The 19,524-nt window shown below is 58.8% G+C and carries 20 protein-coding genes; 10 read left to right on the forward strand and 10 right to left on the reverse strand.

The annotated features are described in order from the left end of the window. Positions 1–34: 34 nt before the first annotated feature. Entirely contained in the window at positions 35–1,000 is a 966-nt protein-coding gene (locus BM035_RS06525; protein ID WP_228743866.1) for a putative solute-binding protein, read from the forward strand. A 42-nt stretch (positions 1,001–1,042) separates the two neighbouring features. Here BM035_RS06525 and BM035_RS06530 read toward each other — a convergent pair whose 3' ends face one another. Next, on the reverse strand, positions 1,043–1,315 hold the full coding sequence (locus tag BM035_RS06530; protein ID WP_008175654.1) for an HU family DNA-binding protein: 273 nt from the start codon (positions 1,313–1,315) through the stop codon (positions 1,043–1,045). 294 nt (positions 1,316–1,609) lie between these two features. Between BM035_RS06530 and BM035_RS06535 the strand changes: the two genes are divergently transcribed. Continuing rightward, a complete protein-coding gene (locus tag BM035_RS06535) occupies positions 1,610–2,674 on the forward strand; it encodes a hypothetical protein (protein WP_092030839.1) in 1,065 nt (354 codons plus the stop codon). A 26-nt stretch (positions 2,675–2,700) separates the two neighbouring features. Next, positions 2,701–4,764 (forward strand): TRAP transporter large permease subunit, encoded by a 2,064-nt coding sequence (locus tag BM035_RS06540; protein ID WP_092030782.1) that lies wholly within the window; start codon positions 2,701–2,703, stop codon positions 4,762–4,764. A 22-nt stretch (positions 4,765–4,786) separates the two neighbouring features. Here the strand turns inward: BM035_RS06540 and BM035_RS06545 are convergent, their stop codons facing one another. The 8 genes from BM035_RS06545 to mutM all read right to left on the reverse strand — a co-directional run bounded on the left by BM035_RS06545 (position 4,787) and on the right by mutM (position 11,425). Then, a complete protein-coding gene (locus BM035_RS06545; protein WP_092030784.1) occupies positions 4,787–5,821 on the reverse strand; it encodes a DUF2157 domain-containing protein in 1,035 nt (344 codons plus the stop codon). Positions 5,822–5,866: 45 nt separating this feature from the next. Then, positions 5,867–6,145: a hypothetical protein gene (locus tag BM035_RS06550; protein ID WP_088558734.1), complete on the reverse strand. Its 279-nt coding sequence runs from the start codon at positions 6,143–6,145 to the stop codon at positions 5,867–5,869. An 87-nt stretch (positions 6,146–6,232) separates the two neighbouring features. Continuing rightward, positions 6,233–7,768: a phosphoenolpyruvate carboxykinase gene (locus BM035_RS06555; RefSeq protein WP_092030786.1), complete on the reverse strand. Its 1,536-nt coding sequence runs from the start codon at positions 7,766–7,768 to the stop codon at positions 6,233–6,235. Between the two features lie 172 nt (positions 7,769–7,940). Continuing rightward, positions 7,941–8,795 (reverse strand): Hsp33 family molecular chaperone HslO, encoded by an 855-nt coding sequence (hslO, locus tag BM035_RS06560; protein WP_008175666.1) that lies wholly within the window; start codon positions 8,793–8,795, stop codon positions 7,941–7,943. Between the two features lie 69 nt (positions 8,796–8,864). Beyond that, entirely contained in the window at positions 8,865–9,272 is a 408-nt protein-coding gene (hslR, locus tag BM035_RS06565) for a ribosome-associated heat shock protein Hsp15 (protein ID WP_008175667.1), read from the reverse strand. A gap of 41 nt (positions 9,273–9,313) precedes the next feature. After that, positions 9,314–10,003: a GMP/IMP nucleotidase gene (yrfG, locus tag BM035_RS06570; RefSeq protein WP_092030787.1), complete on the reverse strand. Its 690-nt coding sequence runs from the start codon at positions 10,001–10,003 to the stop codon at positions 9,314–9,316. A 95-nt stretch (positions 10,004–10,098) separates the two neighbouring features. After that, a complete protein-coding gene (locus BM035_RS06575) occupies positions 10,099–10,428 on the reverse strand; it encodes a hypothetical protein (RefSeq protein ID WP_008175672.1) in 330 nt (109 codons plus the stop codon). A 184-nt stretch (positions 10,429–10,612) separates the two neighbouring features. Then, the gene (gene mutM, locus BM035_RS06580) at positions 10,613–11,425 is read right to left on the reverse strand and encodes a bifunctional DNA-formamidopyrimidine glycosylase/DNA-(apurinic or apyrimidinic site) lyase (RefSeq protein WP_092030789.1); all 813 of its coding nucleotides are present in this window, start codon (positions 11,423–11,425) and stop codon (positions 10,613–10,615) included. Positions 11,426–11,565: 140 nt separating this feature from the next. On the opposite strand from mutM, the gene BM035_RS06585 reads away from it, so the two are divergent. Further along, positions 11,566–12,744: a DesA family fatty acid desaturase gene (locus BM035_RS06585; RefSeq protein WP_008175676.1), complete on the forward strand. Its 1,179-nt coding sequence runs from the start codon at positions 11,566–11,568 to the stop codon at positions 12,742–12,744. A 77-nt stretch (positions 12,745–12,821) separates the two neighbouring features. Here the strand turns inward: BM035_RS06585 and rsmD are convergent, their stop codons facing one another. Continuing rightward, complete coding sequence (rsmD, locus tag BM035_RS06590; protein ID WP_092030790.1) at positions 12,822–13,472, reverse strand: 16S rRNA (guanine(966)-N(2))-methyltransferase RsmD; 651 nt, start codon at positions 13,470–13,472, stop codon at positions 12,822–12,824. A 161-nt stretch (positions 13,473–13,633) separates the two neighbouring features. Here rsmD and ftsY point away from each other — a divergent pair, with 161 nt between their 5' ends. The 6 genes from ftsY (at position 13,634) to hyi (ending at position 19,441) form a co-directional block, all read left to right on the forward strand. Beyond that, positions 13,634–14,821 (forward strand): signal recognition particle-docking protein FtsY, encoded by a 1,188-nt coding sequence (gene ftsY / locus BM035_RS06595; RefSeq protein WP_092030792.1) that lies wholly within the window; start codon positions 13,634–13,636, stop codon positions 14,819–14,821. 29 nt (positions 14,822–14,850) lie between these two features. Then, positions 14,851–15,543: a cell division ATP-binding protein FtsE gene (gene ftsE / locus BM035_RS06600; protein WP_008175683.1), complete on the forward strand. Its 693-nt coding sequence runs from the start codon at positions 14,851–14,853 to the stop codon at positions 15,541–15,543. Then, positions 15,533–16,540, forward strand: a complete 1,008-nt coding sequence (ftsX, locus tag BM035_RS06605) for a permease-like cell division protein FtsX (protein ID WP_092030793.1) — start codon at positions 15,533–15,535, stop codon at positions 16,538–16,540. Before ftsE ends, ftsX begins: the two co-directional genes overlap by 11 nt. Positions 16,541–16,731: 191 nt before the next feature. Next, complete coding sequence (rpoH, locus tag BM035_RS06610; RefSeq protein ID WP_008175688.1) at positions 16,732–17,592, forward strand: RNA polymerase sigma factor RpoH; 861 nt, start codon at positions 16,732–16,734, stop codon at positions 17,590–17,592. Positions 17,593–17,742: 150 nt separating this feature from the next. Beyond that, the gene (locus BM035_RS06615; RefSeq protein WP_092030795.1) at positions 17,743–18,654 is read left to right on the forward strand and encodes an NAD(P)-dependent oxidoreductase; all 912 of its coding nucleotides are present in this window, start codon (positions 17,743–17,745) and stop codon (positions 18,652–18,654) included. 7 nt (positions 18,655–18,661) lie between these two features. After that, a complete protein-coding gene (gene hyi / locus BM035_RS06620) occupies positions 18,662–19,441 on the forward strand; it encodes a hydroxypyruvate isomerase (RefSeq protein WP_092030797.1) in 780 nt (259 codons plus the stop codon). The last annotated feature ends 83 nt before the right edge of the window (positions 19,442–19,524 follow it).

Consider the following 19,524-nt stretch of genomic DNA (forward strand, 5'->3'; position numbering starts at 1 on the left):
AGCTGCCCTCTGTGCCAGTCTGGTATTCCCCTCGATGGGGCAGGCACAGGCGCAGAACGAGCCTCTGGAACGCAGCTTTTGCGTTTTTGACCCGGTTGGTGCCAATGGTCCCCTGTTTGCCATCACCAAAACCTTCCAGCCGGTTGCTCTGAAAAACGGCATCAAGCTGGACCTTCGCGCCTACACCGATGAGAAGGTGGCCGCCGAGGACTTCAAGGCGGGCCAGTGCGACGCCGTGCTGCTCACCGGCACCCGGGCCCGGGAATTCAACAAGTTCACGGGCAGCCTTGAAGCCATGGGCGCAGTGCCCGGCGAAGAGGAAATGCGGCTGCTGTACAACACCCTCAGCCAGCCCAAAGCCCGGCCGTTCCTGATTGATGGTCCCTACGAGGTTGCCGGTGTATTCCCCGGGGGCGCCATTTATCTCCACACCCGGGACCGCAACATCGATTCTGTTGAGAAACTGCAGGGCAAACGGATTGCAACCCTCGATTACGATCAGGCATCCGTGCGGATGGTTCGCCATGTGGGGGCATCTGTGGTGGGGTCCAATTCCGCCAACTTTGCCGGCAAGTTCAACAACGGTAGCGTGGACCTGGCCTATGCTCCGGCCGTCGCCTACACACCACTGGAACTTTACAAGGGCGTTCAGCCCAACGGTGCGGTGGTCAAATATGCCCTCGGGTATATGAATTTCCAGGTAATCATCCACCGTGACCGGTTCCCGGATTCCGCCGGCCAGATGGTGCGTGACCAGGCCATCAAACGCATAGACGAAGCCTACGAGATTATTGCCCAGGCAGAGGCTGAAATTCCGGAAGACGTCTGGATGCAGCTGCCCCAGGAAGACACCGCTGAATACGACAAGATGCTGCGCAAGGTGCGTCTCTCGTTGCTGGAGGACGGTGTATACGATGAGCGGGCTATCAAGTTGATGAAAGCGATTCGCTGCCGGGTAGATGCCACTCGCTCCGAGTGTGCTTCCGTCGCCGGAACCTGAACCAGGGGTAGAGCAGGCCCGCAGCTGCGGGCCTGTGCCTGACTAGCGGATTTCGTCTTTGAGAGCCTTGCCGGCCTTGAAGCCTACGGTTTTGCTGGCAGGGATGCGAATGGTCTCGCCGGTTTGCGGGTTTCGTCCATCACGCGCTTCGCGGCTGCGGATGTTGAAAGTGCCAAAGCCGATCAGGGTGACATCCTCGCCACGGGAGGCGGCGGCCGATACCTGGTCGGTAAATGCGGTAATCACTTCGCTGGCCTTTTCCCGGGTCAGCCCGGTGCGGTCGGCAATGGCCGCGGCGAGTTCAGGTTTGCGCATCGGATACTCCTTTTATTGTATTTCTGCGGGTTCGGTCTGTACTGGCCGGAATCACAACGACTCTCGGTTGCTCCAATCTATAGTGGCTCGCGGCCCATTGTGCAAACCAAGGGGTGGCATAGGTGTGTGTAAATTGGCGTCATTTGCGGCATCGGTCGCATAAAAACGGGGCCTCCTGCGCCATAATGCGTGCCTGGTTACAGACTGTAACAAACCGGTTTCTCCGCCAGAGTCCGGGCCGTGCGATTGCAGCAGGGCTGCATCAGAACAAAAAACGCAAAAGGTGAAGAAGGTATGACCCATTTCCGGAATCCCTCCCGCAAGTCGCCATTTTCCACGCGTCGAGTACGTAACCTTGTGGCGGCTTTCACGGCCAGTTTGGTCCTTGGCGGCTGCAGCGCGGTGAATCACGTGATGTACAAGACTACCGGGGATGTGATGCAGGGCTTCTCCAGGGATCACACGGTGCCTTTTCTGATGGAAAGCAATGATCTGGCCATGGGGTGCGCCATGAGCGAGGCGACTGCGCCACTGCTGATGTCCTTCGGCCGCGTTACCAATGAGCCGGACCAGTTGGCGGTGATGCTCTACCTCAGTGCCGGCGGCTGCGCCGAAGAAGAGGCCAGGGAGCACGAGCTGGCCGCACTTGCCGCCCTGAATGCCATGAACGGCAATGAGGCCGAGGATGCCATGATCCGGCAGAAGCGCGCGCATAGCGTTGCTGCCCGGCGCTATTACAAGGCCTGGCAGCACCACAATACCCATTACGGCAATCCTGCCGATGGCGAATGCCCGGATTTTGATGACGACATGGACGAGTTCATCTACATGGCGGGTCTTCTTTCCGGCCTCCAGGCGCTTAATGCCCAGATTCAGTCCACCTCGTCCATTGGCGTACCGGCGAATGTTGGCTCCATTGCCGCCCGGGCCACAAGCTGCCTCGATAATGAAAAATGGTGGGGTGCGCCCATGGCATTGCGGGCAACGGTGTGGGCGATGATTCCGGGTGCCCAGCCCGAGGGTGAGAACGCGTTTGAACGGCTGGCCATCGCCGACGATCAGGGCGAGGTTGCGGGTGTGCGTTTGCCCCACGTGTTCCACGCCATCGCGGCCCTGAACAAGGGAGACGAAGCCATGGTTCGTTCGGTGATCCGGGATCATGCCGAATCGATCGAGACTACGCCGGCCAATGAGCAGTGGCGGTTCGTGGACGCCATGGCCACCGATATGATCGTCGCGGTTTCTGACCGTCTCTGGGTTGAGAACACCGGGCACCGTACACCCATGGGGCAGCTGGGCAGCTTCTGGGATGACCAGGCGGAAGCCGTTGAAACCATGGATCTGGACGATCTGCTGTAACCACTCCCTACCCAGAGTAATCAGTTATGTCGAAGGGCGGTTTTCACCGTAGCGGGCTGGAGTGGTTTTCATCGCTGCCCGCCTGTCTGTTATTGCTTGCAGTGGTCATTTTCTCCACGAGCAGCGACATCCACAACCAGATGCTTCGGGGCGGTGAACAGCTCTGGAGTGGCTATTACAAGTTGCGGATGGATCCGGTTCAGCCCACCTGCGACCCGAACCGGGATATCGACGCGGCGGTTGCTGAAGAAATGGCGGCGGATGCCGAGACGGATGACCCGATGGCCGCGTTGCTGGGGGCCGAGGAAAAAGACCCGGCTGACGTCCGGCTTGCCATCGAACGAGCGGTTGCTGACTGCCGCGAGGCCCACCAGAATTTCGAAAATCTCAGTGAACAGCTGACACCAGGGGTGAAAGCCTATCGGGCCATCGAACTTTTTATTGCTGACCTGATCGCCTTTGGCCTGGAGTCACAGCGTTTCATCCTCGTGATCCTTGTCATGCTGTGTGCGGTCACGGCGACCCTCACTCGTCATCATATCGCCATGCGTGCCATGGAAACACGGCTGGATTACACGGTCTCCCATACTCTTCAAACCATCGCCAATGCCATGCTGTTGGGGTCGAGCGCAATCTTTCGCCAGTCCAGCCTGGGTTCAGACACGGCGGTCTCGTCCGAAGAGTTGTTGCTGCACAATTTCTGGATTATCGGTTTCGCCTGCCTCACGCTGGCCAGCCTCTACCGGCTGTTCCGGGTGCCTGATGATCTTGAGGAGGGCGGCAGCCTGAACAAGGCCTTCCTGGCCGTTCCGCTTTATACCGTTATGTGTCTGATCTCCGGCACCTATTTTGCGCTGATCGGACACGCGTCGGGGATTGGTATCTATCTCGGCAAGATGATGGAGCTGTCCGACATGTTCCTGAATGTCGGTCTGTATGTGTGGGTGGGCATGATGCTCAAGCAGACCCGCCTGGCCACCCTGGTGTTCAATGTCTTCCGGCCCTGGCGCATGCCGCCGGAAATGCTGGCGGTTGTAGCGGTTCTGGTGGCGGCCGTGCCAACGGCCTACACCGGCGCTTCCGGCATTTTCGTGATCGCGGCCGGCGCAGTGATATACAGTGAGCTGCGTGCCGCCGGTGCCCGGCGGCATCTGGCCCTGGCGGCGACCGCCATGTCCGGTTCCCTGGGTGTGGTTTTGCGGCCCTGCCTGCTGGTGGTTGTCATTGCTTACCTGAACCGGGAAGTCACCACTGATGAGCTGTTTGGCTGGGGCATCTGGGTGTTCGTGCTGACCGCCACCATGTTCGCGATCGTGGCCCTCAGTGTGAACCGACAGAGTGAATTCAACCTGGCGCCCTCTGCTGAAGCCTTCCCGGCCATGACGCAGGCGCTCAAACCCCTGATTCCCTACGTTCTGGTAATCGCTACTGTGGTGCTGTTCTACCGGCTGGCGCTGGACGTGAGCATGGATGAATTCTCGGCGCCAAGGCTGCTGCCGGTGATCATGCTGGCAATCCTTGTGTACGAACATGTCAGCCTGAAAAACCGGTCAGGAAAAGCCTCGGGAGAGATCCACCATCAGGGCCTGGAGCGAAGCCTCCGCGGCGCCACAAACGATACGACGGCGGAAATTGGCGCGCTGTTGCTGTTGCTGGGGCTATCGGTCAGCATCGGTGGCGTGATCGAGCGGGCCCACCTGATGGAGGCTTTCCCGCAGTCGTTCGACAGTGCCTGGTCGGCCATGCTGCTGATGGTGGTAATCCTGGTGATCCTGGGCATGATCATGGACGCATTCGGTGCCGTGATCCTGGTGACCGCCACGGTTGCCACGATTGCCTATTCCAGCGGGATTCATCCGATCCATTTCTGGATGGTGACCCTGGTGGCATTTGAACTTGGCTACCTGAGCCCGCCGGTAGCCCTGAACCATCTGCTGACCCGGCAGGTGGTTGGAGAGGCGGAAGTGCTGGCGGCGCAACAGGAAACGGGGACTTTTTATCAGCGCCATGAGCGTATCATTATGCCGCTGATTGCCATGGGGATTTCGCTGGTTCTGGTGGCCTTCATACCCCTTATTTTCTACGCGTGAGGTTCGGGTGTTGGCTCTCTGTCTAATGGCGACGCTCGATCAGTTCCCTGAGCGGTGCGGGAAGAAGGCGTCGCAACCGGTTTGAAACGGGCTGTTCGTGCCGTTGCCACAGAATGCCCAACCACACGATCGCCAGACCAATCAACGTAAGCGCAATTGGAAACAGAAGGCTGTTCTCGAAAACCTCGTAGGCAAGATAGCCAAGGTACCCGGCGACTCCCAGACCGCCGAAGACCACGAATACCCGCCGGCCCAGAATGGCCCCGGTGAAAATCATGCCAATATTCACCATGCAGTAGAGAAGCTTGCTCCATTCGCTCTCAGACTCCATCAGGGAAAGTCCGCTCCAGAAAGCCGTGACACCGAATATGTATAACCAGAACGCAAAGTCGCGGCTGCTCTGATTTCGGATATCCACCCAGAAAGCCAACAGGGCGATCAGGAGTCCGAACCACAGGGAGACCCATTTCCTGAGTTCCCAGGCAACGTACTCCTCACCGAACAGGAAGGGAGCCAGATCCATACTCATGTACCAGAGCGTCACGGCCACCGGCATGACCAGAAAGGGCAATCGGTAGCGCCACAGCATGACTGCGCCTGAGGCCAGTGTAGCCAGTTCCATGAATAACCAGCTCCAGTCGATGTAGCGGTGGTAGTCCCGGTATTCATGGCCGCCCGACCACCAGCCCATGCCGGCCTGAAACCCGAAAACCGCGAGTGGAGTAAGGACAACGACAAAAGTGGCAGTGATCCCGGCAGGAATTTTCAGGTCCAGCCGCTTCAGGAAAAACTCGGTGAGCCAAAGGCCTGCGCCGGCGTAGATCAGGGCAATCAGTAGCAGACCCCATCCACCAAGGCTTTCCCACGAGAGGGTCATGAACAGGCTCATGGCCCCGATTGCAATCAGCCCGCCGAAGTAATAAAGGATGTGGGTGAAACGGAAAGAGGGTGTTTGTTGCTGCTGTTCTGAGAGGAACGTCCAGAGTTGGTCAGCCTGTTCGTCCGTTATGATCTCTTTGCCTGCGGCTTGATCGAGAAGACTGCGCTTCAGTTCCATGAATGCTTCTCCACGAATAACCCTCCTTGTTGGAACCGGTTCAGCTCACCGATTGCCCCACATCTTCGACACCGCGGCATCCGAGCCCAACGTCCCGACCACCAAGGACACGCCACCAATACCGAAGAAAACAAGCACGGGAATCAAGGCGCCTGCCTTACCGGTGTAAACGAGCATAGCCGTCGACACCGTCGCCAGAACGAGGAACAGGACGCCCACCACATTCAGCACGGTGCGGTGCGAATCTTTGTAGCTGGGCCCAACCTTTCCGGATTCCAGTGGTTTGAGAATAAACGAAAAGAGTTGGCGTAGACGCTGTTTCATGAAGCCATTTCCTAGAGTGTGTTGGGCTATCATACAAAAAAAGCGCCGTGCTTTCGCAGGGCGCTTTCCTTACTTGCCGTAATCGACTCAGCTCAGCTTCGGACCGGCCTCGACGATCGAATCTGCCACGTCGAACTTCTTGAAGTTCTCGACGAACTGGGCGATCAGTTCCTGGGCCTTGCCATCGTAGTAGTCCGGGCTTACCCATGTGTTGCGCGGGTTCAGCAGCTCGGTGTCCACGCCCGGAACATGCTTGGGCACGTCCAGGTTCAGGGTTGGCAGGTGTTCGGTTTCCACGTCGTCCAGGTCGCCATTCTGGATTGAGGCGATGATGGCACGGGTGGTCGGAATGCTGAATCGCTGGCCTTCACCGTAAGGACCGCCGGTCCAGCCGGTGTTGACCAGGAAGACCTTGCTGCCAAACTCGTCCATCCGCTTCATCAGAAGCTCGGCGTAAACGCCGGCCGGACGGGGGAAGAAGGGCGCACCGAAGCAGGTTGAGAAGGTGGACTTCAGCTTCGAGGAGGAACCCATCTCGGTGGAGCCAACCAGAGCGGTATAGCCACTCAGGAAGTGGTAAGCGGCGCCTTCGCGGCTCAGGATGGACACGGGCGGCAGGACGCCGGTCATGTCGCAGGTCAGGAACACGATGTGAGATGGCTCACCGGCGCGGTTCTCGATCACGCGCTTTTCAACGTGCTCAAGCGGGTAGGCGCAGCGGGAATTTTCGGTGAGGGATACGTCGGCGTAATCCGGCTCACGGGTCTCAGGGTCGATGGTCACGTTCTCGACAATGGCACCGAAACGGATGGCGTCCCAGATGATCGGTTCATTTTTCCGGGTCAGGTCGATGCACTTCGCGTAGCAACCGCCTTCGATGTTGAATACGGTGCCCGGGCCCCAACCGTGCTCGTCGTCACCGATGAGGAAGCGGTGCGGATCGGCGGAGAGGGTAGTCTTGCCAGTGCCGGACAGACCGAAGAACAGGCAGGTTTCGCCGTCTTCACCGACGTTGGCCGAGCAGTGCATGGGCAACACGTCTTTCTCCGGCAGCAGGAAATTCTGCACGGAGAACATGGCCTTTTTCATCTCGCCGGCGTAGTGCATGCCAGCCAGCAGAACCTTGCGCTTGGCAAAGTTGATCATCACGCAGCCGTTGCTGTTGGTGCCATCGCGCTCGGGATCGCACTCGAAGTTGGCGGCGTTCAGGATCTGCCATTCCTGCTTGTCGGCCGGGTTATAGCTGTCCGGACGGATAAACAGGTTGCGGCCGAACAGATTCTGCCAGGCGGTCTCGGTCGTCATTTTGACCGGCAGGTAGTGTTCCGGGTCGGAACCAACATGAACGTGAGACACGAACTGGTCTTTCTCGGCGATGTAGGCTTCAACACGATCCCAGAGGGCGTCGAATTTTTCAGCGTCGAAAGGACGGTTGATCGGACCCCAGTGGATATCGTCCGAGGTGCTGGGCTCCTCGACAATATAACGGTCCTTGGGAGACCGGCCCGTGCGCTCACCGGTTTTTACGACCAGGGAACCGTTGGATGCCAGCTGGCCTTCTTCACGCGCCAGTGCCACCTCAACCAGTCGTGCTGTACTCAGATCACTATAAGTGTTGCTCACTTCGACCTCGCCCTCGGGATGTCTTAGTGATTGCTCAGGCCGCTTCCTAAAATTGACGGAAATCTGAGCAATCGGGTCAATTCAGGCGCGCTATTATGCCAGAGACGCCGGTAAAAAACGACTGCCCGGGAAGCCTTGCTATCAGCGGGTTCCCGGCTAATCGAACGTGTTTCTAGTGTAGCGTATGACCGGTGAAAAGATGATCAATATCATTTCTATCGAAGCGATAGTGAGCATGACAGAACTGGCAGTCCATTTCGATAGAGCCCTCTTCCTCCAGGATGCTGTAACACTCCTCGCGGCCGATGGCTTCCAGGGCGCCGAGGGTACGCTCCCGTGAGCAGCTGCACTGGAAGGCGACCGGTTCGGAGTCAAACAGGCGTACGGTCTCCTCATGGAACAGGCGGTGAAGCAGGGTTTCGCTGTCCAGCTCCAGTAATTCGGAGGCTTCCACGGTTCGGGCCAGATGGTTTACCCGGTCCCAGAGGTCTTCATCCTCCTCTGTGGCGCCCGGCAGGCGCTGTAGCATCAGGCCGGCGGCGCCGTTTTCGTCGGCAAACAGGAACAGGCTGGTGGGAATCTGCTCCGAGCGATCAAAGTATTCCTCAAGGCAGCCGGCGAGTGTCTCCTGATCCCGGGGTACAACGCCCTGATAACGGTTGCCGCGGTTGGGCGTGATGGTAATAGCCATCCGACCCTCGCCGAGCAGATCGTGGAAGCTGTCTTCGCTGACCGCATGCTCATCAAAGCGGGCCAGGCCGCGGATGTGTCTGTCGTGGCTGCACTCGGCCATTAATGTGCGCAGAGGCCCTTCACCCTGGGCCTGTACCGACAATGTACCCTCAAACTTCAGGGTGCTGCTCATCAGGATGCTCGCCACCAGTGCTTCTCCGAGGAGTTCCCGGACCGTGTCCGGGTAGGGCGCCTGGCTGCCGATTTCCTGATAGCTGTCCGCTAGCTGAACCCAGGCTCCCCGCACCTGGCTGTGTTCAAAGATAAAGCGCTGGAACTGGTCGCGGGCTGCCATGTTGTGTCTCCTGAATGCTGAATGCCGGTCGTTGCACGTTTGACTGAGGGCGGGGATGTAATAAAGGGTTCAGAGGCCGTTCTGTTCGCGAAAGCGCTGAATGTCCCTTCGGTCTTTCTTTGAGGGGCGTCTGGCCGGAGGAAGCTGCGCTGCCTGCATGGTTTTACGCTGCCAGGCCATTTCCTCGCGTTTCTTAACGCTGTCTTCGGTTTCGTGGTAGAGCTTCTGAGCTTCGGGTGCACCACGGCGCCGGTCGCTGATGTCATCAACAATAATGATTTTTTCCTGCCAGCCCAGGCGCAACGTCAGCTTTGCGCCGGCTTCCACCAGCCTGCCGGGTTTGCATCTCTGGCTGTTGTAGTGGACCTTGCCACCCTCGATCGCTTCCTTGGCCAGGGAGCGGGTCTTGTAGAATCGGGCGGCCCAGAGCCATTTATCGAGTCTTACACGTTGGTCGTCAGCGGTTGATGCCGTCATGTCTCCTCACCTGATGGGCTTGTAGCCCAATTATAACCCTGTCATCGGCCGGATGGCAGGGGCGACCGCTGGCGAAGCGCGGGGAGAATTTCATCGAAGTGATGAATACAGGGTATTTCCGGGTGCTGCTCCCGGGCTTCTTGCTGGCTGTCCGGCGCCAATACGGCCAGACATTGGGCAATGCCGGCCTCCAGCGCACTTTCCAGCACCGGAAAACTGTCGTCGACCATCAGGGTGCTTTCGGCCTGGTAAGGCGTTACTCGCTGGAGGTCCTGCCAGAACGAGGGATCTTCCTTGGGCTTGCCCAACTGGTGGCTGGAAACAATGGCATCCACCCGTGTATCAAGGCCGGTTCGTTTTAGCTTCAGGGCCAGGGGGTCGGGGTGACAGTTGGTGACAATCACCGAGTGAAGCCCGGCTTGTCGGAGGGCATCGAGAAAATCCGTGACGTGGGGGCGATAACCGATCCGGTCGCCTACCTCTGCTTTCAGCCCCGTGATGTCGAGGGACAGCCGCTCGCTCCAGTAATCGGTGCAATACCAGTTCAGTGAGCCGCGCTCGGCCATGATCATCGGAATCAGGCGGTCTTTCGCTTCCTGGGGGTGGAGGTCGTAGTGCTCGGCGTACCTTGCCGGCAGATGCTCGAGCCAGAAGTGGTTATCGAAATGCAGATCCAGCAGTGTCCCGTCCATATCCAGGAACACCGTGTTAAGCGAGGACCAGTCAACCATAGAGAAAAACAGCCTGAAGAATTTGCTTCAGGCTGCCGGAGTTCGCTCGTCGGGGCAAGCCGTGATAGTACGGAGGCGTGCCCGATGGAGCCGGATCAGTTGCTGGTCTGGACCGTCTCGGGTTTCTTGCCGGTACGGGTGCAGCCCAGGCAGCGCACGAAGGTCGCCTTGGCCGGGCCCATTACCAGAACTTCCCCTGCTTCATCAGCGTTTCCGCCCAGCAGGGAGAAGGGCAGGGAGACCAGGTAGACAGCGCTGCCCACGATGGTGGTAGCCAGCAAGGCCGGGCGAACAAAAATCGCATCACCGGTCATTGCCAGTGCCGACGGGGTTTCGTCCACGGCCTGAGCGTGCCCGAGGGATGAGAATGCCAACAGGCAGGCCGCCACAGTGGCTACCAGGGTGCGGGAAATCTTGCGGGTCATCTTACTGTCTCCTGAGCTTTAGTGGCCCTGAAAGGGTACTGCTTTAAAGAAAAGCAAACCCGGATCGTATCAACCGGATACCATCCTATTGTAAACCGTGGGCGTTAATCCTCTGTTAACTATGAATCATATTTGCGCATTTTCAAACGATTTTTCGTTGCAGAATGTGCGATCTGGTAAGCGTTCAGCGCTGGCAACGGGGACAGTAAACCGTTGAGCGATTGTTCATCCGGATTTCCTTCAGTGGTGCCCCGCATTCCTTGCAGGCCTGGCCGCCCCGGCCGTACACCAGCAGGGACTGGGCAAAATAGCCGGGCTTGCCATCACTGTTCACGAAGTCCCGAAGGGTGGTTCCGCCCATCAGAATGGCGGCGCTGAGCGTTTCCCGGATGGCTTCGGCCAGCCTGTGATAGCGGTCGAGGCTGATTCTCCCGGCCTTGCGCCGGGGATGAATGCCCGATTTGAACAGCGCTTCATTGGCATAGATGTTACCGGCACCCACGACCACCTGATTGTCCATGATGAACGATTTCACCGGTGTGTTTTTGCCGCGGGAGAGCCGGAACAGGTGCGCGCCATTGAATTCCGGGGCCAGGGGTTCCGGGCCCAGGTGGGTGATCAGCGGGTGCTCTTCGGCGGAATCAGCCCACAGCCAGCAGCCGAACCGGCGTGGGTCGTTGAATCGAAGGATGACGCCAGACTGTAATGCCACGTCGATATGATCATGGGTCAGGGGAGCGGTATTGTCAGTGATGATGCGCAGGCTGCCGGACATGCCAAGGTGAACAATCACCGTGCCCCGGTCCATGTTCAGGAACAAATACTTGGCCCGGCGGTCTACACTTTTAATCACCTGACCTTCCAGTTTCTCGCCCAGATCGGCCGGAACAGGCCAGCGCAGACTGCCGTTGCGGACTGTCACTCGGGTTATTGTCTCGCCCTCGCAGTGGGGTGCTATACCCCGTCGGGTCGTTTCTACTTCGGGCAGTTCAGGCACGGGCGGGAATCTCCAGTGGAAAACGACTAAGTGTAATCAGTAACAATTTTGCATCCAAATGCTGTTGTTGTGGCTTACAGCTGTACGCTAAAGTGTGAAGGTTGGCCTCGCGCCAAAGATATTGATTTTGAGGATTTGCTATGTGGTTTAATGGTCTTCTTGACCTGTCGGTGATGCAGCTCATTCTGGTCACCCTCGGAATGACACACGTCACGATTGTCAGTGTAACGCTCTACCTGCATCGCCATTCGGCGCATAACTCGCTGGACCTGCATCCGGCCCTGAAACACTTCTTCCGGTTCTGGCTCTGGTTAACCACTGCGCAGAACACCAAGGAATGGACCGCCATCCATCGTAAACACCACGCCAAGTGCGAAACCGAGGAAGATCCCCACAGCCCGGTCGTCTTGGGTATTCGCAAGGTCCTGTTCCAGGGCGCCGAACTCTATGCGGAATCGGCGACGCCCGAAACCCTCGAGCGATACGGCCAGCGGACACCGGAAGACTGGGTGGAGCGCAATGTTTACAGCCGCTACAAGATGCTCGGCATCGCGTTGATGGCGGTAATCAACCTGGCCCTGTTTGGCGTTCACGGTATCTGGATCTGGGCGGTGCAGATGATGTGGATTCCGGTCTGGGCTGCCGGTGTAGTCAACGGTATCGGCCACTGGATGGGCTACCGGAACTACGAATGTGCCGATAACGCCCGCAATATCAGCCCACTGGGTTTTCTGATTGGCGGTGAAGAGTTGCACAACAACCACCATACCTATCCCAACTCATCCAAGCTGTCTCGCCGTTGGTTCGAGGTGGATATCGGCTGGGGCTACATCCGCCTGTTCCAGTTGTTCGGACTGGCCAAGCCCAAGGGTTATCGACCGATTGCCCACCATGTGCCAGGTAAACTGGAGGTGGATGTGGAAACGGTTCAGGCCATCGCCAACAACCGGTTCGATATCATGCGCCAGTACCGTAAACGTGTCATGGAGCCGGTCCTGCGCCAGCAGAAGTCGCTGATGGACGATGAGATCCGTCCCCGTTACCGGAAGCTCAAGCAACTGCTCTCCCGTGAGATCACGCTGATTCAGCCGAAGGAGAAGGAAACCCTCGAGTCTGTGCTGGAGCGCAATGCGGTGCTGCGCCAGATCTATGAGAAGAGCCACGAGCTGCAGGCGCTCTGGCGCCAACGTGGGCTCAAACCCCAGGACAAGCTGAACGCGCTGATGGAGTGGTGCCGTGAGGCGGAAGCCAGCGGTATCCGCTATCTGGAAGAGTTCGCCGAGCACCTCCGGGCCTACTCGCTGCGCCCCTCGGCCTGATGCCGGGTAGAGAATCGACGTAAACCTGCTTCGGCGGGGAATCCGGGGCCAGATGAAAGTGTTCATCTGGCCCTTTTTTATTCTGGCCCGGAAACAACCCGGAACAGGGAGTAGGTGACCTGTCCCGCACTTTTTTGCCGGTGTAGCTGCCAGGAAACGGGCACAGAAGGCGTTGGCAGCTCGCTCTCGTGTTCCACGTAAACCCAGCCGCCGGGTTTGATCCACGCCTGTTTTTCCAGCAACGGAAACAGCTTTTCGAGCCAGCCCTGGCGAAACGGCGGATCCATGAACACGATATCGAAGGACGGTCGGTTTCTCTGGGCCAGATAGCTTTCGACGTCCGAACACACCACTTCGCCGTTGTCGGATTTCAACAACCGGAGGTTGTCCCTCAGTGCTCTGGCCAGGGCTGGCGTGTGGTCCACGAGGGTGGTCTGCCCGGCACCCCGGGAAAGAGCCTCGAGCCCGAGGGCGCCGGAGCCGGCGAACAAATCGAGGCAGTCACTGCCGGCAAGGTGGAAGGCAAGCCAGTTGAACAGGGTTTCCCGGGTGCGCGCGGGGGTGGGTCGAACGCCACCGGCGTCCGGAAAGTGCAGTTTCCGGCTGCGCCAGTCGCCGCCAATGATTCGCAGCTCACCGGTGCCGCTGCCTTTGCCAGCCGGAGCCGCCTCGCGACCGGCTGGGGATCTCGTCTGGTGAGACCTGCTTGCGGATTGTCTGCGCGCCATAGCCGCCGCTCCACGGAAATATTCGGTTCAGGATATGTGCCTGCATCTTACCGGAAACGTTTACGGTCGCGATAATCGGAGCGACCCTCACTTCACCGGGACAGTCTGCTAGAATACCGGCTTTCTTTGTCCCGCCCATTCAGACTGATGGATTGATTTTTATGACGGCAGAGTGGATTTCAATCGGCCTCCTGGCCCTTCTTGTGCTCGTATTTGTCCTGGATATCGCCGGCAACCGTAGCCGGGCACCACGCCCCAAGCGGGTGCCGCAGCGCAAGCCCGAGGTTTCCAAAGGGCCGGCACCAGAGCCGGAAGAGGGCGAGATTGAAGCGCCTGCCGCCGCAGAGCCACAACCAGAGCCGGTGGCTGAGCCGGAACCGACCCCAGAGCCCGCGGAAGAACCGCAGAAAGCACCGGAACCGGAGCCTCAGGTCAGCGTTTTCGAGCGAATCAAAAAGGGGTTGGGCAAAACCCGGGCAAGCCTGACCGGTGGCTTGTCCGACATGTTCTCGCTTGGCAAGAAAATCGATGAGGAACTGCTGGAGGAAATCGAGACCACGCTGCTGATGGCAGACGTTGGCGTAACCGCCACTTCTGAAATCATCGACTCACTCACCGACAAACTTGAGCGCAATCAGCTCAAAGACGGCGAGGCCCTGCGTAAGGCTCTGAGGGATGAACTGCATGGTCTGCTGAAGGATGTCACCAAGCCACTGCAGATCGACTCCGGCAAGACGCCTTACGTGATTCTCATGGTGGGCGTAAATGGGGTGGGCAAGACCACCACCATCGGCAAGCTCACCAAGAAATTCCAGAACGAAGGAAAGTCGGTCATGCTGGCCGCCGGCGATACCTTCCGTGCCGCTGCGGTTGAGCAGCTGCAGGTCTGGGGCGAGCGCAACAAGGTTCCGGTGGTGGCGCAACACACCGGCGCTGACAGTGCCTCGGTGATTTTCGATGCCATCCAGTCGGCCAAGTCCCGTGGTGTTGATGTGGTGATTGCCGATACCGCCGGCCGCCTGCAGAACAAGGACAACCTGATGCAGGAGCTGGAAAAGGTGGTCCGGGTTATGAAGAAGCTGGACGAATCCGCACCCCACGAGGTCATGCTGGTGCTGGATGCAGGCACCGGCCAGAACGCCCTGAGCCAGGCGCAGGTGTTCCAGCAGGCCGTAGGCGTCAGTGGCATTACGTTAACGAAACTGGACGGCACGGCCAAAGGCGGTATCGTGTTTGCTATCGCCCGTCAGTTGCAGTTGCCCATCCGGTTTATTGGTGTTGGTGAGCAGGTGGACGACCTGCGCAGTTTTGATGCCGAAACCTTTGTGGACGCCCTGTTTGACGAATAGCCCGGAACCCAGCCGCGCGGAAGCCGCCCATGATTGAGTTTCGCCAGGTCACCAAGCGTTACGACAGTGATCACACCGCTCTGCGACAGGTCAATTTTGGCCTGGAACGCGGCGAGCTGGCGTTCCTGACCGGCCATTCCGGCGCTGGCAAGAGTACCCTCCTGAAGCTGATCATGGTGATGGAGCGCCCCAGTGCCGGTGAAGTGGTGGTTGGGGGGCAGGTTCTCAACCGTTTGCCCCGACGCCAGATTCCCTACATTCGTCGCCACATTGGCGTGGTCTTCCAGAACCACCAACTGTTGTTTGACCGCACGGTGTTCGACAACGTCGCCATGCCACTGGAAGTCATGGGCGCCTCCCCCAGAGATACGGGTCGCCGCGTGCGCGCGGCCCTGGACAAGGTGGGTTTGCTGCAGAAGGAAAAAATGAACCCGATGCAGCTCTCTGGCGGGGAGCAGCAGCGCGTGGGTATTGCCCGGGCGGTGGTGAACAAACCCCCTGTGCTGCTGGCGGATGAGCCCACGGGTAACCTGGACCCGGCTCTGTCTGCGGATATCATGAATCTGTTCGGGCAGTTCAGCCAGGTGGGTGTGACCGTGTTGATCGCAACCCACGACATTGCCCTGATCAACGAGATGGGGCGTCGAACGCTGAAGCTGGATCATGGCCGTCTGGTGGCCGGCGGCACGCCAGTTCTCGGGGGAGGTGTCCATGGCCGCTGATCCCCGCAAGAAAGCACAGCCTACCCGCGGCGCCAACCAGGCTCGCGCGCCCTGGCGTGAGCAGGCAGAAAGTTATTTCATCCATCACCGCAAGGTCGCCAGGGACAGTGCCAACCGCCTTTTGCATACACCGGTGGCGAGTCTGATGACGTGGACGGTCATGGGGGTTGCCCTGGCGTTGCCAGTGGCATTGCTGTTGCTGCTGACCAGTCTTCAGGGAGTCAGCGCAGGCTGGGAGAGCAGCGCCCGGGTGACGGCCTATATCCAGTTGGATGTGCCTCTCGAACGAGCCCGAGTGCTGGGTAACGAAATTTCCGGAGACGGCCGGGTGGCAAGTGTTGAGCTGGTGGATCGCGACCAGGCGCTTGCGGAGTTCCGCGCTTCATCGGGCCTGGAAGATGCTCTGGACTATCTCGAGGATAATCCGTTGCCACATACCCTGCTGATTACCCCGGAAGAGGGCGCCCGGTCCACTGAGGGTGTTGAGGGGTTGGTGCGGTTTATCGAGGGCATGGAAGGCATAGAGCGGGTTCAGGTAGACCTGGGCTGGTTGCAGAGGCTGAACGCCATGACGGATCTGCTTGCCCGTGCTGTCTGGGCGTTGGCGATCCTGCTTGCGGCGGCGGTTGTGCTGGTGATCGGCAATACCGTACGGCTTTCAATCGAGAGCCGTCGCGACGAGATCCTGGTTGCGAAGCTGGTGGGCGGAACAGACAGCTTTGTTCGCAGGCCCTTTCTGTACACCGGCGCCTGGTTCGGGCTCGGTGGTGGGATTGTTGCCCTGATATTACTGCAATTGTCACTTTGGTGGCTCAGCGGGCCCATAGAGCGGCTGGCAGGCCTGTACAGGAGCGACTTTTCCCTGGATGGGCTGCACATTGATGGCGCCCTGGCGTTGATAATTGTTTCGATGCTGCTAGGCTGGCTAGGCGCTTGGGTGGCCGTGAAGCGTCATCTGGATGACATGGAGCCGGGTGATATTGCCGGAGGAGCATGATCCGAATAACGGGAAAACCGTATTGAAGAGACAGCTTCTATTAGCGTAGGTTGATAAGTAGTAAAGCCACGGTGAATTTCCCAGATAGTTGTTTTATAACGTTTTACTGGGAATTTCGGGAACTTTCAGGGTTCTTGGCGGTCTAAAGGGTAATTGATATATTTAGGGCCGTTGGGTTCGGAGGTTAGAGCATGGGTACGAGTTTACAACTGGTTGACAGACTGGTTCCGGGTCAGAATCTCGAGTCTTATATTCAGGCTGCGAGCCGCATCCCGGTGCTCACAGTTGACGAAGAGCGTGAGCTGGCTGAACGGCTCCATTACGAGGGCGATGTGGAAGCCGCCCGTCAGCTGGTTATGTCCCACCTGCGCTTTGTGATTCACATTGCCCGGAGCTATTCCGGCTATGGCCTCGCTCAGGCGGATTTGATCCAGGAAGGCAACGTTGGCCTGATGAAGGCGGTCAAGCGCTTCAATCCTGAGTACGGTGTGCGGCTGGTGTCTTTTGCGGTGCACTGGATCAAGGCAGAGATTCACGAGTTTATCCTGCGTAACTGGCGGATTGTTAAAGTGGCCACCACCAAGGCCCAGCGTAAGCTGTTCTTTAACCTTCGCAGCCAGAAGAAGAAGCTTGCGTGGCTCAGCCATGATGAGCTGAACGCTGTTGCCGAGGATCTGGGTGTCGAGCCCAGGGTTGTCCGCGAAATGGAAGGCCGGCTGGCGTCTCAGGATACCGCCTTTGACGGTCCTCAGGACGACGATGACGACAACGCCTATCAGGCGCCTGCGTACTATCTGGAAGACGCTCGCAGCAACCCGGCGACCCAGCTTGAGAACGCGGATTGGTCGGACGATTCCAATGGCCGGCTGATGCAGGCTCTGGGGCAATTGGATGAGCGCAGCCAAGATATTCTCCGGGAGCGCTGGTTGTCTGAAAGCAAGTCGACCTTGCACGAGCTGGCCGACAGGTACGGCGTCTCGGCCGAGCGTATACGGCAGCTTGAGAAGAATGCGATGAAGAAGATTCGCATGCAGATGTCAGAGGTGGCCTGAGTTATTGGCTAGCCACTGAGTATCTGAGTCGTAAAAAACGCCACCACCGGTTCCGGTTGGTGGCGTTTTTGTTTGTATAATCGGCCATCTAACTTTTGTGGAAGACGCCTCCCAACCACGCCCCGAACCTTTGAGTAAGGCCAGCTAACCATGACCTCGACTAAACCCCATATTGCATTTCTCGGCATCGGCCTGATGGGTACGCCCATGACCCGTAACCTCCTGAACGCGGGTTTTCCAATGACTCTGTGGAACCGCACGTCCAGCAAGTGCGAGCCGTTTGCCTCTGAGGCGGTGATCGCCGAATCCCCGGTGGAAGCGGTTGCCAATGCCGATGTGGTGATCACCATGCTGGAGAACAGCGATGTGGTGGAGCAGGTGCTGGTCGCCCAGGGCGCGATTGATACCCTGAAGCCGGGCGCGCTGGTTATTGATATGAGTTCAATTCAACCTTCCGTGGCCCGGCGGCATGGCGAGTTGGTTGCAGAGCAGGGCGCTGGGTATGTGGATGCGCCGGTGTCCGGGGGGACTGTGGGCGCGGCTGAAGCCCGCCTGAGTATCATGGCGGGTGGCTCGGAAGCGGATGTGGATCGCGCACGGCCGGTGTTCGAGGCGCTCGGCAAGTGCACGCGGATTGGTCCTGTTGGCGCGGGGCAACTGGCGAAGCTGGCCAATCAGGCTATTGTTGGTATCACCATTGGTGCTGTGTCCGAGGCGCTTTTGCTGGCGGCGAAAGGCGGTGCCGATCCTGCGGCTGTGCGGGAAGCGTTGCTGGGCGGGTTTGCCGGTAGCCGGATTCTGGAGCTGCACGGCCAGCGGATGATCGACCGGGAATTTGCACCCGGCGCGCCGGCTCGGATCCAGCTAAAGGACATGCGGATGATTCTGGATGAGGCCCGTGCGGAAGGGTTGACCCTGCCCCTGGCTCAACAGACGCACAACGAATACCTGTCGCTGGTGGCCAATGGCCACAGTGATGTCGACCACAGTGGCCTGTTGCTGGAGCTGGAGCATCTGAACGGTGCCCTGCTTGGCTCCCTTGGCCGCGGCCCGAAGGAGTAAACACGCCATGCCCCGTTTTGCTGCCAATCTGTCCATGCTGTTCACGGAAGTGGACTTTCCCGAGCGCTTCGCCATGGCCCGGGCCGCGGGTTTTGAGGGCGTGGAATACCTGTTCCCCTATGCCTACCCCAAAGAGCGACTCGGCCAGATGCTGAGCGATAACCAGCTGACTCAGGTGCTGTTCAATCTGCCGCCCGGTAACTGGGACGCCGGTGAACGGGGCATCGCCTGCCTGCCGGACCGCGTTGAGGAGTTCCAGGCCGGCGTGGACCAGGCGATCGACTATGCCAAAGCCCTTGGCTGCCGGCAGCTGAACTGCCTTGCGGGGCTGAAGCCGGCGAACGTTTCCGATGACATTGCCTGGCAGACGTTGGTGAGTAATGTCGCCTGGGCAGCGGGCAGGCTGGCTGAAGAGGGTATCACCCTGTGCCTGGAAGCCATTAACTCGCGCGTGGATATGCCAGGCTTCGTACTGGATACCTCCGGCAAGGTGCTCGCACTGATCGAGGAAATCGACGCCGACAACGTGCGCCTGCAGTACGACCTTTACCATATGCAAATCATGGAAGGGGATCTGGTGCGCTCCATGGAGTGTCTTTTGCCCTGGATCGGCCACATTCAGTTTGCGGACAACCCGGGGCGACATGAACCCGGCACGGGGGAGATTAACTTTTCGAATGTTTTTGCGGCCATCGATGCCATGGGATATCACGGCTGGGTAAGCGCAGAATACCGGCCTACCGGGGCGACCGGTGACAGTCTGGGCTGGTTTCCGGGGAAAGCCTGACCGTCGCCATTGGCGACACCCTCTTACAAGATCGTAACTGGCCGGGTTGCCAACTTCTTCGTACCCTTGTCGTTACTGTAATC

Source organism: Marinobacter sp. DSM 26671 (genome assembly GCF_900112835.1).
Taxonomy (GTDB): Bacteria; Pseudomonadota; Gammaproteobacteria; order Pseudomonadales; family Oleiphilaceae; genus Marinobacter; species Marinobacter flavimaris.

Bases quoted from the DNA above. Each gene is read 5' to 3' on its own strand.
- hyi (WP_092030797.1), top strand. From the start codon at position 18,662: ATGCCCCGTTTTGCTGCCAATCTGTCCATGCTGTTCACGGAAGTGGAC.
- ftsY (WP_092030792.1), top strand. From the start codon at position 13,634: ATGACGGCAGAGTGGATTTCAATCGGCCTCCTGGCCCTTCTTGTGCTC.
- BM035_RS06545 (WP_092030784.1), bottom strand. From the start codon at position 5,821: ATGGAACTGAAGCGCAGTCTTCTCGATCAAGCCGCAGGCAAAGAGATC.
- rpoH (WP_008175688.1), top strand. From the start codon at position 16,732: ATGGGTACGAGTTTACAACTGGTTGACAGACTGGTTCCGGGTCAGAAT.
- BM035_RS06530 (WP_008175654.1), bottom strand. From the start codon at position 1,315: ATGCGCAAACCTGAACTCGCCGCGGCCATTGCCGACCGCACCGGGCTG.
- BM035_RS06615 (WP_092030795.1), top strand. From the start codon at position 17,743: ATGACCTCGACTAAACCCCATATTGCATTTCTCGGCATCGGCCTGATG.
- BM035_RS06550 (WP_088558734.1), bottom strand. From the start codon at position 6,145: ATGAAACAGCGTCTACGCCAACTCTTTTCGTTTATTCTCAAACCACTG.
- yrfG (WP_092030787.1), bottom strand. From the start codon at position 10,003: ATGGTTGACTGGTCCTCGCTTAACACGGTGTTCCTGGATATGGACGGG.
- BM035_RS06525 (WP_228743866.1), top strand. From the start codon at position 35: ATGGGGCAGGCACAGGCGCAGAACGAGCCTCTGGAACGCAGCTTTTGC.
- BM035_RS06585 (WP_008175676.1), top strand. From the start codon at position 11,566: ATGTGGTTTAATGGTCTTCTTGACCTGTCGGTGATGCAGCTCATTCTG.
- ftsX (WP_092030793.1), top strand. From the start codon at position 15,533: ATGGCCGCTGATCCCCGCAAGAAAGCACAGCCTACCCGCGGCGCCAAC.
- ftsE (WP_008175683.1), top strand. From the start codon at position 14,851: ATGATTGAGTTTCGCCAGGTCACCAAGCGTTACGACAGTGATCACACC.
- BM035_RS06540 (WP_092030782.1), top strand. From the start codon at position 2,701: ATGTCGAAGGGCGGTTTTCACCGTAGCGGGCTGGAGTGGTTTTCATCG.
- hslO (WP_008175666.1), bottom strand. From the start codon at position 8,795: ATGGCAGCCCGCGACCAGTTCCAGCGCTTTATCTTTGAACACAGCCAG.
- rsmD (WP_092030790.1), bottom strand. From the start codon at position 13,472: ATGGCGCGCAGACAATCCGCAAGCAGGTCTCACCAGACGAGATCCCCA.
- BM035_RS06535 (WP_092030839.1), top strand. From the start codon at position 1,610: ATGACCCATTTCCGGAATCCCTCCCGCAAGTCGCCATTTTCCACGCGT.
- hslR (WP_008175667.1), bottom strand. From the start codon at position 9,272: ATGACGGCATCAACCGCTGACGACCAACGTGTAAGACTCGATAAATGG.
- BM035_RS06575 (WP_008175672.1), bottom strand. From the start codon at position 10,428: ATGACCCGCAAGATTTCCCGCACCCTGGTAGCCACTGTGGCGGCCTGC.